This is a genomic window from Amycolatopsis sp. NPDC006131 (genome assembly GCF_040614175.1).
Classification (GTDB): domain Bacteria; phylum Actinomycetota; class Actinomycetes; order Mycobacteriales; family Pseudonocardiaceae; genus Amycolatopsis_E; species Amycolatopsis_E tucumanensis.
On the sequence record NZ_JBEXTX010000156.1, the window covers coordinates 1 to 13,673 of the forward strand.

Genomic DNA, 13,673 nt, shown 5'->3' on the forward strand with positions numbered 1-13,673 from the left:
GAGCCCGCCAGCGTGACGCCGATGGGGGTCGAGCCCGCTGGCGCTACGCCACGCCGGGCGTCGAGTCTGTCGGCGGTACGTCCCGCTGGATGCCGAGCCCGCCAGCGCGACGCCCCGCCGGGTGTCGAGCCCGTCGGCGCTACGCCCCGCTAGGCGTCGAGCCCGCCGACGCTACGCCCCCGCCGAGTCCACCGGCACTCGCCGCTCTGCTTGCCGGCGCTGGGCGCTGCCGGCTGAGCACGCCTCCGTTGAACGGTCCTTTCAACCGGCGCCACCCACCACTGCACCGTTCGGCCGCAAGCAATCCGCCAATTCGCCGCACAACCCAACCACGCGAAAGCCCCGCACCCCCACGACATTCCCACTCGCCCACCCACCGATGGCCACTTCGTGCCACAAAAACCCGCACCCGCCGCACAAAAACCCCTACCAACGTCGGAACTTCCGGCTAACACTTCTGGCCGGTTCCGACGATCACCTTCTCGGTAACACGGACTTCACATCCCGCGGTTCAGCATCGGATGTGTCGCCGCTCGGGGAGGGATGAGGATGTGCGCCGGACTCGTGTGAGGGCTGCCCGCCGCAAGGCGCGAAGAATCGGCCTGGCCCACAAGACCACGCTCGCCGCGATGGGCGGCGTGCTCGCCGTCATCCCGGCCGGCCTGGCCGGCGGCGGCACCGAAACCTGGACGGCCACCACCCCGGTCGACCAGAACCGCGCGATCGGCCCGATCCAGGGCGCGCCGCCGGAGATCCTGCGCGTCAGCGTCAACGGCGAGCTGCCGAAACCACCGGAACCGGTCCCCGCGGAGGAATTGCCCACCGGCCCCCTCGGCATCCCCGGCACCGCCCTCAAGGCCTACCGCAACGCCGCCGACGTCATGACCCTCGAGCGCCCGGAGTGCCACATCGACTGGGCGTTGATCGCGAGCATCGGCCGCATCGAGTCCAACCACGCGCGCGGCGGATACGTCGACGCGAACGGCACCACCCGCGAGCCCATCCTCGGCCCGCAGCTCAACGGCGTCGGCCCGGTGGCCGCGATCCCGGACAGCGACGGCGGCCGCTGGGACCGCGACACGGTGTGGGACCGCGCCGTCGGCCCCACCCAGTTCATCCCGACCACCTGGAACTTCTACGGCGCCGACGGCAACCACGACGGCGTCGCCGACCCGAACAACATCTACGACGCCACCCTGGCCACCGCGCGCTACCTGTGCTCCGGCGGTCTGGACCTCGCCGACCCGGCCCAGTTGCGCGCCGCCATCTACCGCTACAACAACTCCGACGCCTACGTCGAAACGGTGATCCGCTGGGCCGAGGCCTACCGCAGCGGTGTCGCCCTGCTGCCGGACAGCGACGTGCCGGTCGGCGCGCCGTCCGCGACCGCCGTCCCGACCCCGCCACCGGTCACCCCGCCGCCGACGATCCTCGCCGCGCCGCCGCCCAGCACCCTGCCGTCACCGTCGGGGCGCACCGACCTGGGCACCACCACCACGACCACGAGCCGCACCACGACGACGACCACCACCACCACAACTACGACGACCACGACGACCCCGCCCCCGGAAACCACGCCGACCTGCCAAAGCACCACGCCGCCGACCCCGACGACGGCCACCACGGCGCCGCCCACGTCGGAGACGCTGCCGCCGTGCGCGCCGCCCGAGACGGGCGCGCAGACCTCGACCACGGGTTCGACGACAGGGCCGACCCCGTAGGGTGGGCGCATGCCCCGTGTTGCCGCGATCGACTGTGGAACGAACTCCATCCGTCTGCTGGTGGCCGAGCTGACCGAGCGTCACGACGGCACCTTCGACCTGCGTGACCTGCATCGGGAGATGCGGATCGTGCGGCTCGGGCAGGGCGTGGACGCGACCGGACGGCTGGCCCCCGAGGCGCTGGAGCGCACGCGCGCCGCGCTGAAGGACTACACCATCGCCGCGCGGCGCAAGGGCGTGGAGAAGGTCCGCATGGTCGCCACCTCGGCGACCCGCGACGCGAGCAACCGCGACGAGTTCTTCGCGATGACGCGCGAGGTCCTCGGCGTGGAGGCCGAGGTGATCTCCGGCGACGAGGAGGCTCGCCTGTCGTTCATGGGCGCGGTCGGCGAGCAGGACCCGGACGACGGGCCGTTCCTGGTGGTCGACGTCGGCGGCGGCTCGACCGAGCTGGTGCTCGGCGAGTGGGACGGCAAGCGCGCCTCGGTCACCGCGGCGAAGTCGGTCGACATCGGCTGCGTGCGGATCACCGAGCGCGCGCTGAAGTCGGACCCGCCGACATCCAACGAGATCGTGGCCGCGCGCGAGTTCGCCACCAGTGTGCTCGCCGAGGCGTTCGACGTGGTGGACGTGTCGAAGGCCCGCACCTGGATCGGCGTCGCGGGCACGGTGACCACGCTGTCCGCCGTGGCCCAGGAGCTGCCCGAGTACGACTCGGAGCGGACGCACCTGTCGCGCCTGACCCCGGCCGACATCACCCGCGTGTCGGGGCACCTGCTGGAGGCCGACCACGACGCGCGCGCCGCGAACCCGGTGATCCACCCCGGCCGCGTCGACGTCATCGGCGGCGGCGGGCTGATCGTGCAGATCCTCGCCGAGGAGATCGGGCGCCGCGGCGGGCCGGCCGAACTGGTGGTCAGCGAGCACGACATCCTCGACGGGATCGCGCTTTCGCTCGCCTGAGCCGCGCGGCTCCCGCACCCGACGAAGGTAGGGTTTTCGTACCGGATCGGGCGATCCGGAAGGTAGGTTCCTCCTCACCCTGATGAGGAGGAGTTCCTTGAGACGAACCAGGTTGCTCATCGCGGCGCTCGCGGTCCCGCTGATCGGCGGGGCCGTCGTTCTTCCCAGCGCGAGCGCACAACCCGCCGCGCTGTCCGGGCCCGCCACGGAGTTCACCGTGCTGGCCTCCGGCGAACAGAGCGTCGCCGCCGCCGAGCAGGCCATCCGCGAGGCCGGCGGAACCGTGGTGCGGACCAACACGGCGGTCGGCCTGATCACGGCCACCGCCCCGGCGAACGGCTTCGTGCAACGCGTGTCGGCCGACGACGCCGTCTACGGCGCGGCGAAGGCGACGGCCATCGGCCACGCCCCCACCGGCAAGGTCGCGCCGAAGCGGCCCGACGTGGAGAAGGAAGGCCGCCAGGCGCCCAAGAGCAGCGGCGCGACGACCGGCGCCACCGGCACCGACCCGCTGGACGACCAGCTGTGGGGCCTCAAGTCGGTGCGCTCGGACATGTCGCGCACCGTGCAGCCGGGCGACAAGCGCGTCAAGGTCGGCATCATCGACACCGGCGTGGACGGCACGCACCCCGACATCGCCCCCAACTTCGACCGCGGCGCGTCCCGCAACTTCACCCGCGACATCCCGACCGACCCGACCGGCGCGGTCGTGGACGGGCCGTGCGAGTTCCGCGGCTGCGTCGACCCCGCCGACCACGACGACAACGGGCACGGCACCCACGTCGCCGGCACGATCGCCGCGGCCGCGGACGGGTTCGGCATCTCCGGGGTCGCGCCGAACGTGACGATCGTGAACCTGCGCGCGGGCCAGGACTACGGGCTCTTCTTCCTCCAGCCGGTCGTCGACGCGCTGACCTACGCCGGCGACGCGGGCATCGACGTGGTCAACATGTCCTTCTACGTCGACCCGTGGCTCTACAACTGCGCCTCGAACCCCGCGGACTCGGCCGAGCAGCAGATCGAGCAGCGCACGATCACCGAGGCCATGACGCGGGCGATGAACTACGCCTACCGCAAGGGCGTCACCGAGGTCGCGGCGCTGGGCAACCAGCACACCGACCTGGGCGCGCCGCAGCCGGACACGACGAGCCCGGACTACCCGGCGTCGTCGGCGCACCCGCGCACGATCGACAACGCGACCTGCCTGTCGCTGCCGGTCGAAGGACCGCACACCATCGGGGTCTCCGCGTTCGGCCCGTCCGGCGCGAAGGCGGACTACTCGAACTACGGCCTGGAGCAGATCTCGGTGTCCGCGCCGGGCGGCTTCTTCCGCGACGGGTTCGGCACGGACTGGTACCGCACCAACGAGAACATGATCCTGTCCGCGTACCCGCGCAACGTCGGTGTCGCCGAGGGCATGATCGACGCGGACGGCAACGTGACCCCCGAAGGCGCGGCCGCGGGCGTGCAGAAGGCGGTCACGAAGGACGGCCGGGCGGCGTACTACCAGTTCCTGCAGGGCACGTCGATGGCCACCCCGCACGCGAGCGGCGTGGCGGCGCTGATCGTGTCCGAGTACGGCCGGGCGGGCCGCGGCGGGATCACGATGAGCCCGGACGCGGTGCAGCGGATCATCGAGGGCACGGCGGCGCCGATCGCGTGCCCGGTCCCCGCGACGGTCGACTACCTGGACGAGGGCCGGGACGACTCGTACACCGCGACCTGCCAGGGCAGCCCGTCGTTCAACGGTTTCTACGGCCACGGAGCGGTGGACGCCTACGCCGCGGTGACCAGGGGAGCCGCGTACCTGCGCGGCTGAGGTGGTGACGGAAGGGCCGCTCCCGCACCGGCGGGGGCGGCCCTTCACGCGCGGATGTGCGCGTACTGCCACCAGCCGAGGGCAGCGCCGACAGTGAGACCGGCTATCGGAGCCGCGGCCGTGGAGATGCTCACCCAGCCGACGGCGACGGCCAGCACCGCCGTGAGCAGCGCGACCGTCACCAGGGCTGAGCCGACGCGCAGGCGGCGGCGCATCGAGGCGAGCACCGCCGGGTCCGGTTCCTCCGCCACAGCGGCCGGATTCCCCGCTTGCCGGGAACCAACTGCTCCGAGTGGAGCAAAACTCACCGTGCCGCCCGCGCGCCGAGCGGGGCGGCACGCGCCGTCAGCGGTTGCTGCTCGACCGCACGAACTCGGCCAGGTCCTTGGACTGCTGCACCCGCGACGGCTCGTGCACGTACATCATGTGCCCGGCCGGGTAGTAGGCCGACTCGATGTTGCCGCGCAGGTTCTCCGGGATCTGCAGGTGCGCCAGCACGTGCTCGGCGGCGTAGTAGGGCGTCGCGCCGTCGTAGTAGCCCAGGGCCACGTGCACTTTCAGGTGCGGGTTGGCCCGCATCGCCGCGCTCAGCGCCTCCACCGCGGACACCGCGCGGCCCTCGAACTCCGAGTACGACCAGTTCCGCACCACGTCCATCGACAGGACCTCGTACGGCAGGTCGTTCTCGTAGCCCAGCTCGGACCGGACGTAGTGGTTGAAACCGGCCGAATACGCCCCGATGATCCGCGACACCGACGCGTCGTCGCTCATCAGTTCGCGTCCGCCGTCCGGCTCCCACGTCGTGAACCGGCCATCCATCCGGCCCGTGGTCAGGCCGCGCTCCCGCAGCAGCTCGGTGAAGAACCGCACGTGCTCGATCCGCAGGTTCACCCGGTCCACATAGGACTCGTCCAGCCCGGTCAGCGACGCCAGCTTCCGCACCGCCGCCGCCTTCTCCTCCGGCGTCAGCCGCGAACCCCGCGACAGCGCCCACGGCAGCTCGCGTGCGGCGAAGTCCTCGGCCTCGGCCAGCACGTCCGCCAGCTTCCGCTTGCCGTGCTTGCCGTGGTAGTGCGCGATCGCCGCGTACGTGGGCACGAACAGCGGGTACGGCTGGTCGTTGCCCTCGGTGAAGCGGATCGTGCCGAAGTCCAGCACGCTCGAAATGAGCATCAGGCCGTTCAGGTAGAACCCGTGCCGCTCCTGCAGGTGCCCGGCCAGCGCCGCCGCGCGCAGCGTGCCGTACGACTCGCCGGCCAGGTACTTCGGCGACAGCCACCGGCCGTTGCGCGACGTCCACAGCCGGATGATCTCCGCGACGGACTCCACATCGGCGGTGAATCCCAGGTATTCCTTGGTGCTTTCGCCCTTCTTCGGCCGTGAGTAGCCGGTGGACACCGGGTCGATGAACACCAGGTCGCTGTGCGCCAGCAGGGTTTCCGGGTTGTCCACCACGCGGTACGGCGGCGGCTCGGGCGAGTCGACGTCGCCGGACACCACCCGCCGCGGCCCCAGCACGCCCATGTGCAGCCACACGCTCGCCGAGCCGGGGCCGCCGTTGAACGCGAACGTGACCGGCCGCGAACCCGGCTCCGCGCCGTCCAGCGTGTAGGAGGTGAGGAACACCTCGGCCTTGGCGGTGTGCCCGTCGAACTTGCCGTCGGTGTGCACCTCCTTGCGCAGCACGATTCGTCCGGTCTGGGCGGTGTAGGCGAGTTTGCGCCGCTTGACCGTGAGCGTGTGCTGGGTGGTGACGAGGTCGTCGCTCGGCTCGGGCGCGGCCTCGGTCTTCGTCTCCTCTTCGGGGGTTTCCGGCATGATCGCCAACCTAGCGGAGCACACTGACGATGTGACCCGACGAAAGCCCCGCACCCTCGCCGAACTGGACACGGCGGTCAGCGAATGCCGCCGCTGCCCGCGTCTCGTCGAGTGGCGCGAGGAGGTCGCCGCGACCAAGCGGGCCGCCTTCGCCGACTGGACGTACTGGGGCCGCCCGGTGCCCGGGTTCGGGCCCGCGGACGCGTCGCTGGCCATCGTCGGGCTCGCCCCGGCCGCGCACGGCGCGAACCGCACCGGCCGGATGTTCACCGGCGACCGCTCCGGCGACTTCCTCTACCAGGCGCTTTACGACCTCGGGCTGGCGTCGCAGCCGACGTCCACCCACATCGGCGACGGCCTGGAGCTGCGGGGTGTCCGCATCACCGCGCCGGTCAAGTGCGCGCCGCCTGCCAACAAGCCGCTGCCCTCGGAGCGGGACAACTGCCGCCCCTGGCTGGTGCGGGAGTTCGAGCTGTTACTTCCGACACTCCGCGCGGTGGTCGTGCTCGGCGCGTTCGGCTGGCAGGCGCTGCTGCCGGTGCTGGCGCAGACCTGGGCGGTGCCGAAACCGGCGCCCAAGTTCGGCCACGGCGCTCACATCGTCCTGTCCGGGACCCCCGATCTTCACCTTTTTGGGTCATTTCACGTCTCGCAGCAGAACACTTTCACCGGACGCCTCACCCCGGCCATGCTGCGCGACGTGCTGGGCCGTGCGGCCGCTGTGGCCGGGCTCCTCTGAATCGTTTCGCGCTGGTCCGCGACCCTGGTCACAGGTGGGGAGGGTCTACGAGCGCCCAGCTCGTGGGAGTGGGAAGATGTGCCTATGGCCGCAGCGAAGTCGGAACCGACTCGGATCCTCATTCTGGGTGGCGGTTACGTCGGGCTCTACACCGCGTTGGGACTCCAGAAGAAGCTCCGCGCCAACGAAGCCTCCGTGACGATCGTCGACCCTCAGCCGCACATGACCTATCAGCCGTTCCTGCCGGAAGCGGCGGCTGGGGCCATCGAACCGCGCCACGTCGTGGTGCCGCTGCGGCGCGTGCTCAAGCGTTGCCACGTCCTGACGGCGCGGGTCAACAAGATCGAGCACGAGCGCAAGACCGTCACGGTGGAGGCCGCCGACGGGCACATCGAGCAGCTGAACTACGACGTGCTCGTGGTCGCGCTCGGCGCCGTGCCGCGGCTGCTGCCGATCCCCGGTCTCGCCGAAGAGGGCATCGGCATCAAGACCATCGGTGAGGCCATCTACCTGCGCAACCACGTGCTGACCAAGCTCGACGAGGCGGCCAGCACGCTGGACCCCGAGCTGCGCAAGCGCCTGCTCACCTTCACCGTCGTCGGCGGCGGGTTCGCGGGCATCGAGGCGCTGGCCGAGCTCGAGGACATGACCCGGTTCGCGACGCGGTACTACGAGAACATCCAGCCGGAGGACATCCGCTGGGTGCTCGTCGAGGCCGCGGGCCGGATCCTGCCCGAGGTTCGCGAGACGCTCGGCGTGTGGACGGTCGAGCAGCTGGAGAAGCGCGGCATCGAGGTCTACCTGTCGACGGCGGCGAAGTCGTTCGAGAACGGCCGGGTGGTCCTCTCGGACGGCACCGAGTTCGACAGCGACACGATCATCTGGACCGCCGGTGTGAAGGCCAACCCGGTGCTGGCCAACTCGGACCTGCCGATCGACAAGCGCGGCCGGGTCGAGGCGACCGCCGCGCTGCAGGTCGTCGGCCACCCGGACGTCTGGACCGCCGGCGACAACGCCGCGGTGCCGGACCTGTCGCGCACCGAGAGCGACCCGACGGCCACCTGCCCGCCGAACGCGCAGCACGCGGTCCGGCAGGCGCGGCACCTGGCGAAGAACATCATCAAGACGCTGCGCGGCGGCCAGCCGGTGGACTACTTCCACAAGAACCTCGGCGCGGTGGCCGGCCTCGGCCTGCACAAGGGCGTCGCGGACGCGCTGAACCTGAAGATCAAGGGCTTCCCGGCCTGGCTCTTCCACCGCGGTTACCACCTCAAGGCGATGCCCACGTTCAACCGCAAGGTGCGCATCCTGCTGGACTGGATGCTGGGCGGCCTGTTCCGGCGCGAGGTCGTGTCGCTGGGGCAGATCAACAACCCGAAGGAAGAGTTCACGCGGGCTTCGAAGTCCTGACCTGCGCTGGGGCCGCGGGGGCCGTTCGCCTAGGCTGACGGTGCCCCCGTAGCCCAACCGGCAGAGGCAGTCGACTTAAAATCGATTCAGTGCGGGTTCGAACCCCGTCGGGGGCACTGGATCGCAGGTCAGGGTGTTGGGGCTGAGGATCGTGAGATCAGCAGCTTCAGCCGGCTGAGCGCGTGATAAGTGGCTCCAACGCTGGGGCCCACGTTCGTAAAGATCGCGGGCTGCCGACCGCCGCACCTCGATCGAAGCACCTCCCGAAACCACCCAAGGCGCGCAAGCGATCAGCAGCGCTCGGGCGACGTCGATGTGACGGGTGCGTTCGAGGCGAGCCACCCGGGCCTGCCCGCCAGCGGAGATGCCTGGGACGACCGCTTTGTGTGGCCGACGCCGACGGCGTGGACGAGATCGACTGGCAGCCCGTGCTTCAGGCGGGCGGGCGCGTGCTCGGTCTCGACGGCCAGGGGCGGTGGGTGCTCGATGACGGGCCGGGCGCGTCCACTCGCTGGACTGGCTCGTGCCCCTGCTGCCGATGCTCGAGCTCCACTACGCCGAGGTCGAACGCGCGACCGCCGGGGTGCCTGCTGACCCACCGTGGGAGGAACTGCTGCGTCTCGCGCTGACCAGTGGCAGCGACTACTGGTCCGCCCGTGCCCTGGACTGGCTCGAAGGCGGTCATCCGGTCTCCGCGTTGCTGGGCGTCCTCGACGAGGTCAGCAGAACCGGCGCGACGCAGCGGATACGGCACCGCGCACGGCGACTCTGGAAGGACGCGAACCAGGGCCTGGAGTCCTCTTCGGCCGAATGAGCACCGTGCTGCGGGGTCATCACCGTGCTTGGCCCGCAATCTTGCTGTCCGCCCGGCGGGCGCAGCGCCTGTGGAGGCAATAAGATCGTCTGGCGTCGATGTCGATGTGGCCGAGCGCGGGGTGCGTTTCCGGCAACCGCTGACTGTTGCCGGAGGTAAACCGTGCTCCGCCGGATCGGGCTGCTTGTGCTGGCGGCTCTCCTGTTCGTCCCCGGGGTGGCGTCGGCCGAGGACGAGTTGCGTCCCGACCTCGGCATGGCGCCGCTCAGCGACGTGAAGGTCACGACGAGCCCGGCAGGCCAGCAGCAGCTCCGGTTCTCGGCGACGATCGTGAACGTGGGGCGGGGGCCGTTCGAGGTCGAGGCGTCCCGCGTGTCCGTGGACGCGCCGTTCCGGGTCGTGCAGCGGGTCTCGCGGGCGGATGGCTCGCGGGCGGACGTGGGCGTTCCGGCCGGGCTCGTGTACGGCGGCGACGGGCACGACCACTGGCACATCCGCGACCTCGAGACCTACCAGCTTGTGCGGCTGGACGGCGGCGTGGTGAGCGTGGCCGCGAAGGCCGGGTTCTGCTTCTACGACACGAACTCCTACCGGCGCTCCCTGCCCGGTGCCCCGCGGTCCAAAGTGTACTCGGAAAGCGATTGCGGGGACCGCGGTTCGCTCACGGTGACGATGGGGCTGTCCGTCGGGTGGGCGGACCGGTACGCGTCGACGCTGCCGGACCAGTTCGTGGACATCACCGGCCTCCCCGACGGCCACTACCGGCTCATCGCCACGGCCGACGCGCAGGGGCACTTCACCGAGGCGGACCGCACCAACAACGCGACGTGGGTGGACCTCTCGCTGACCAGCCGGAAGGGCCGGCCGTCGGTGCGGGTCCTCGCACACGGCCCGGCCGCCTGAACGGCTCCGGTCTCAGACGCCGAACCGCCCGCGGGCTTCGGCCGCCTCGTCGCCGGTCAACCAGCTGATCGCGAATTCCCGGCCGTAGCAGTCGAAGGTGCCGGAGGACAGTTCGGCGACGGCGTCCTCGGTGTACATCCAGCCGCCGTCGGTGTGGAGCCATTCGCCGTCGGTGAGCACCTCGGCGAACCAGTCGAGCCTCTCGACGCCCGCCGACCAAGTGCGGCGCCACCAAGGCCCGCGCGCCTCGTACCAGACCTGCGTGAGCAACAGCAGGTAGCCCGCGGTCCGGCCGTCGGAGTCGAGCAACCGCGCGACGCGGTCGCGGTAGGGATCCAGCCGATGATCGACGACAGCCGGCGAGTTGGCAATGTGGGTCCGCAGTCGCACCCGACCAGTATGCGGTGGGGGAGGACGTTTTCCGGCCTGGTTTTCGGACGTTGGCTTTCCGGTGTGGCCAACGGCCTGGCTGGGCTCCCGTGGTGCGGGTGGACAACTGCCGGGTGCGGTGGCGAATCCGCGGGGTGGCCTCGGTCAGATGGCGGGGCTCCGGTCCGTCGCGGCCGAGGACCTACGGCCCGCCACCGTCGAGGCCGCGCAGCAGCTCGAGGACAGGCAGTCGAAGCGACTTCTTGTCGTTTGTGGCCGTCTCCGCGATCGAGGATCCCGCGACGGTTCCCTACCCCGATGACAGCACCTCGCGCAGTTTCTCCAGCACCGCGGGGTCCTCGATGGTCGACGGCACCGCCTCGTCGCGGCCTTCGGCTATCGCTCGCATCGACTTGCGCAGGATCTTGCCCGATCGCGTCTTCGGCAGCGCGTCCACGACCGTCACCGAGCGGAACGCCGCCACCGCGCCGATGTCCCGGCGCACCGCGGCCACCAGCTCCTCCTCCAGGCCCTCCGCGGACGCGCCCGCCTTCAGCACGACGAAACCCCGCGGCAGCTGGCCCTTCAACGAATCCGCCACCCCGACCACGGCGCACTCCGCCACCGCGGGATGCGCCGCCAGCACGGCTTCCATCGCGCCCGTCGACAGCCGGTGTCCTGCCACGTTGATCACGTCGTCGGTCCGGCCCATCACGAACAGGTAGCCGTCCTGGTCGACGAAACCACCGTCGCCGGTCAGGTAGTACCTGGGATACCGCGACAGGTACGACGACACGTACCGCGAGTCGTCGTTCCACAAGCCCAGCAGCGTGCCCGGCGGCAGCGGCAACCGGACGCACACCGCGCCCTCCGCGCCGCGCGGCAGCTCCTCGCCGGACTCCGCCAGGATCCGCACGTCGTAACCGGGCATCGGCACGCTCGGCGAGCCCGGCTTCAACGGCAACGGCTCCAGCCCGCGCGGGTTGGCCGCGATCGCCCACCCCGTCTCGGTCTGCCACCAGTGGTCCACCACCGGCACCCCGAGCCGCGCCGTCGCCCAGTGGTACGTCTCGGGATCCAGCCGCTCGCCCGCCAGGAACAATGTCCGCAGCGTCGGCATGTCCCGCAGCAACTCACCCGACGGATCCACCTTCTTGATCGCCCGCACCGCCGTCGGCGCGGTGAACAGCGCCTTCACCCCGTACGACGAGACCATCCGCCAGAACGCGCCGGCGTCGGGCGTGCCGACCGGTTTTCCTTCGTACAGCACGGTCGTCGCGCCCACCAGCAGCGGTCCGTAGACGATGTAGGAGTGCCCGACGACCCACCCGACGTCGGACGCGGTCCACCACACGTCGCCCGGCCCGATGTCGTAGATGTTCGCCATCGACCAGGCCAGCGCGACCGCGTGCCCGCCGTTGTCCCGCACCACGCCCTTCGGCTTGCCCGTCGTGCCGGACGTGTACAGCACGTACAACGGATCCGTCGCGGCAACCTCCACACAGGACACCGGCGAAGCGTTCGCCACCAGATCGGCCCAGTCGTGCTCGCCCGGTCGCAGCGCGGCCTGCACCTGCTCCCGCTGGAACACGACCACCTGCGGCGACTCGCCGGACAACGCGATCGCCTCGTCGACGATCGGCTTGTACTCGATCACCCGCGTCGGCTCGATGCCGCACGAACCGCACACCACCACCTTCGGCCGCGCGTCGGCGATCCGCACGGCCAGCTCCTTCGGCGCGAACCCGCCGAACACCACCGAGTGCACCGCACCCAGCCGCGCGCACGCCAGCATCGCGATCACCGCCTGCGGGATCATCGGCAGGTACAGCACCACCCGGTCGCCGCGCTCGACGCCCAGCCCGCGCAGCGCTCCGGCGAACCGGGATACCTCGTCCAGCAACTCCGTATAGGTGAAGCGGGCCGACGAACCGGTGACCGGCGAGTCGTAGATCAGGGCGACGCGGTCACCGTGCCCGGCGGCGACGTGCCGGTCCAGCGCGTTGTAGCAGGTGTTCAGCCTGCCGCCGGGGAACCACCGGTACCAGGGCGGGCGCTCGGCGTCCAGCGCGCGATCGGGCTGCCGCGTCCAGCTGATCGCCGATGCGGCGGAGGTCCAGAAACCCTCCGGATCACGCAGACTTTCCTCGTAGACGCCGGCGTACCCGCCCATGCCCCGTCCTCTCAGTCCAGTTCGGACAACTCTTCGTCGGTCAGCAACCGCGACCGGATCAGGAACCGCACACCCTCCGGGGCTTCCAGCGAAAACCCGCTGCCCCGGCCGGGAACCACGTCGATCGTCAGGTGCGTGTGCCGCCAGTACTCGAACTGCGCGGCCGACATCCACACCGGGATCGGGGCCGGCACCCCGGCGACCGCGAGGTCGCCGAGGTGCACGTCGGATCCGCCGGTGCGGAACTCCCCGGCCGGGTAGCACATCGGCGCGCTGCCGTCACAGCACCCACCGGACTGGTGGAACATCAGCGGACCGTGCTGTCCGGCCAGCCGCCGCAGCAGGTCCGCGGCGGCGTCGGTGAGATCCACCCGGCTCATGATCAGAAGAACCCCTGCGCGTTCGGCGAGTACGACACCAGCAGGTTCTTCGTCTGCTGGTAGTGGTCGAGCATCATCTTGTGGGTCTCCCGCCCGATGCCGGACTGCTTGTAGCCGCCGAACGCCGCGTGCGCCGGGTAGGCGTGGTAGCAGTTCGTCCACACGCGACCAGCCTGGATCTCCCGGCCGGCGCGGAACGCGGTGTTGCCGTCGCGCGACCAGACACCCGCGCCCAGCCCGTACAGTGTGTCGTTGGCGATCTTGATGGCGTCGTCGTAGTCGTCGAACTTCGTGACCGACACGACCGGGCCGAAGATCTCCTCCTGGAAGATCCGCATCTTGTTGTCACCGGCGAACACCGTCGGCTGGATGTAGTAGCCGCCGGCCAGCTCGCCGCCGAGGTCGGCCTTCCCGCCGCCGGTGAGGACCTCCGCGCCCTCCTGCTTGCCGATGTCGATGTAGGACAGGAACTGGCGCGCGGTGAACAACCTGTTCGCCACGAACTACTACCAGCGCGAGGCCGAGTGGATGGCGCGGCACGGCCTGCAGCTGCTGACCAACCCG

At 70.7% G+C, this 13,673-nt stretch carries 12 protein-coding genes, 1 tRNA gene and 1 pseudogene; 8 read left to right on the forward strand and 6 right to left on the reverse strand.

The features are described from left to right. The first annotated feature begins 566 nt into the window (after nucleotides 1-566). The 3 genes from ABZ215_RS40460 (at nucleotide 567) to ABZ215_RS40470 (ending at nucleotide 4,503) form a co-directional block, all read left to right on the forward strand. The gene (locus ABZ215_RS40460) at nucleotides 567-1,721 is read left to right on the forward strand and encodes a lytic murein transglycosylase (protein ID WP_354956012.1); all 1,155 of its coding nucleotides are present in this window, start codon (nucleotides 567-569) and stop codon (nucleotides 1,719-1,721) included. Between the two features lie 9 nt (nucleotides 1,722-1,730). Further along, on the forward strand, nucleotides 1,731-2,684 hold the full coding sequence (locus tag ABZ215_RS40465; protein ID WP_354956014.1) for a Ppx/GppA phosphatase family protein: 954 nt from the start codon (nucleotides 1,731-1,733) through the stop codon (nucleotides 2,682-2,684). A gap of 82 nt (nucleotides 2,685-2,766) precedes the next feature. After that, nucleotides 2,767-4,503, forward strand: a complete 1,737-nt coding sequence (locus tag ABZ215_RS40470; protein ID WP_354956016.1) for a S8 family serine peptidase — start codon at nucleotides 2,767-2,769, stop codon at nucleotides 4,501-4,503. 44 nt (nucleotides 4,504-4,547) lie between these two features. Here ABZ215_RS40470 and ABZ215_RS40475 read toward each other — a convergent pair whose 3' ends face one another. Together ABZ215_RS40475 and ABZ215_RS40480 are read right to left on the reverse strand one after the other, a co-directional pair. Beyond that, entirely contained in the window at nucleotides 4,548-4,754 is a 207-nt protein-coding gene (locus tag ABZ215_RS40475) for a hypothetical protein (protein ID WP_354956018.1), read from the reverse strand. Nucleotides 4,755-4,848: 94 nt separating this feature from the next. Next, a complete protein-coding gene (locus tag ABZ215_RS40480; RefSeq protein WP_354956020.1) occupies nucleotides 4,849-6,321 on the reverse strand; it encodes a peptidase S10 in 1,473 nt (490 codons plus the stop codon). Here ABZ215_RS40480 and ABZ215_RS40485 point away from each other — a divergent pair. The 5 genes from ABZ215_RS40485 to ABZ215_RS40505 all read left to right on the forward strand — a co-directional run bounded on the left by ABZ215_RS40485 (nucleotide 6,320) and on the right by ABZ215_RS40505 (nucleotide 10,187). Further along, a complete protein-coding gene (locus ABZ215_RS40485) occupies nucleotides 6,320-7,060 on the forward strand; it encodes a uracil-DNA glycosylase (RefSeq protein ID WP_354956022.1) in 741 nt (246 codons plus the stop codon). The two genes, ABZ215_RS40480 and ABZ215_RS40485, sit on opposite strands and share 2 nt — an antisense overlap. An 84-nt stretch (nucleotides 7,061-7,144) precedes the next feature. Beyond that, complete coding sequence (locus ABZ215_RS40490) at nucleotides 7,145-8,470, forward strand: NAD(P)/FAD-dependent oxidoreductase (protein WP_020419385.1); 1,326 nt, start codon at nucleotides 7,145-7,147, stop codon at nucleotides 8,468-8,470. Nucleotides 8,471-8,512: 42 nt separating this feature from the next. After that, a tRNA-Leu gene (locus tag ABZ215_RS40495) sits at nucleotides 8,513-8,586 on the forward strand. Nucleotides 8,587-9,008: 422 nt separating this feature from the next. Beyond that, a complete protein-coding gene (locus ABZ215_RS40500; protein ID WP_354956024.1) occupies nucleotides 9,009-9,284 on the forward strand; it encodes a hypothetical protein in 276 nt (91 codons plus the stop codon). 162 nt (nucleotides 9,285-9,446) lie between these two features. Then, nucleotides 9,447-10,187, forward strand: coding sequence for a lysyl oxidase family protein (locus ABZ215_RS40505; protein ID WP_354956026.1), 741 nt, complete (start codon nucleotides 9,447-9,449; stop codon nucleotides 10,185-10,187). Between the two features lie 12 nt (nucleotides 10,188-10,199). Here the strand turns inward: ABZ215_RS40505 and ABZ215_RS40510 are convergent, their stop codons facing one another. From ABZ215_RS40510 to ABZ215_RS40525, 4 genes and pseudogenes are all read right to left on the reverse strand, one after another. Next, on the reverse strand, nucleotides 10,200-10,577 hold the full coding sequence (locus ABZ215_RS40510; RefSeq protein ID WP_354956028.1) for a hypothetical protein: 378 nt from the start codon (nucleotides 10,575-10,577) through the stop codon (nucleotides 10,200-10,202). A 289-nt stretch (nucleotides 10,578-10,866) separates the two neighbouring features. Next, nucleotides 10,867-12,729 carry a propionyl-CoA synthetase gene (locus ABZ215_RS40515; protein ID WP_354956030.1) on the reverse strand — a complete coding sequence of 621 codons (1,863 nt, stop codon included), beginning with the start codon at nucleotides 12,727-12,729 and terminating at the stop codon, nucleotides 10,867-10,869. A gap of 11 nt (nucleotides 12,730-12,740) precedes the next feature. Next, nucleotides 12,741-13,109, reverse strand: coding sequence for a DUF779 domain-containing protein (locus tag ABZ215_RS40520; protein ID WP_354710139.1), 369 nt, complete (start codon nucleotides 13,107-13,109; stop codon nucleotides 12,741-12,743). Nucleotides 13,110-13,111: 2 nt separating this feature from the next. Then, nucleotides 13,112-13,673 (reverse strand): annotated as a pseudogene (locus tag ABZ215_RS40525) (aldehyde dehydrogenase family protein); the annotation flags it as partial.

Excerpts from the sequence above, each read along its gene's own strand:
- ABZ215_RS40465 (WP_354956014.1), top strand. The coding sequence starts at position 1,731 with ATGCCCCGTGTTGCCGCGATCGACTGTGGAACGAACTCCATCCGTCTG.
- ABZ215_RS40515 (WP_354956030.1), bottom strand. The coding sequence starts at position 12,729 with ATGGGCGGGTACGCCGGCGTCTACGAGGAAAGTCTGCGTGATCCGGAG.
- ABZ215_RS40470 (WP_354956016.1), top strand. The coding sequence starts at position 2,767 with ATGAGGAGGAGTTCCTTGAGACGAACCAGGTTGCTCATCGCGGCGCTC.
- ABZ215_RS40485 (WP_354956022.1), top strand. The coding sequence starts at position 6,320 with ATGATCGCCAACCTAGCGGAGCACACTGACGATGTGACCCGACGAAAG.
- ABZ215_RS40500 (WP_354956024.1), top strand. The coding sequence starts at position 9,009 with ATGCTCGAGCTCCACTACGCCGAGGTCGAACGCGCGACCGCCGGGGTG.
- ABZ215_RS40520 (WP_354710139.1), bottom strand. The coding sequence starts at position 13,109 with ATGAGCCGGGTGGATCTCACCGACGCCGCCGCGGACCTGCTGCGGCGG.
- ABZ215_RS40490 (WP_020419385.1), top strand. The coding sequence starts at position 7,145 with ATGGCCGCAGCGAAGTCGGAACCGACTCGGATCCTCATTCTGGGTGGC.
- ABZ215_RS40480 (WP_354956020.1), bottom strand. The coding sequence starts at position 6,321 with ATGCCGGAAACCCCCGAAGAGGAGACGAAGACCGAGGCCGCGCCCGAG.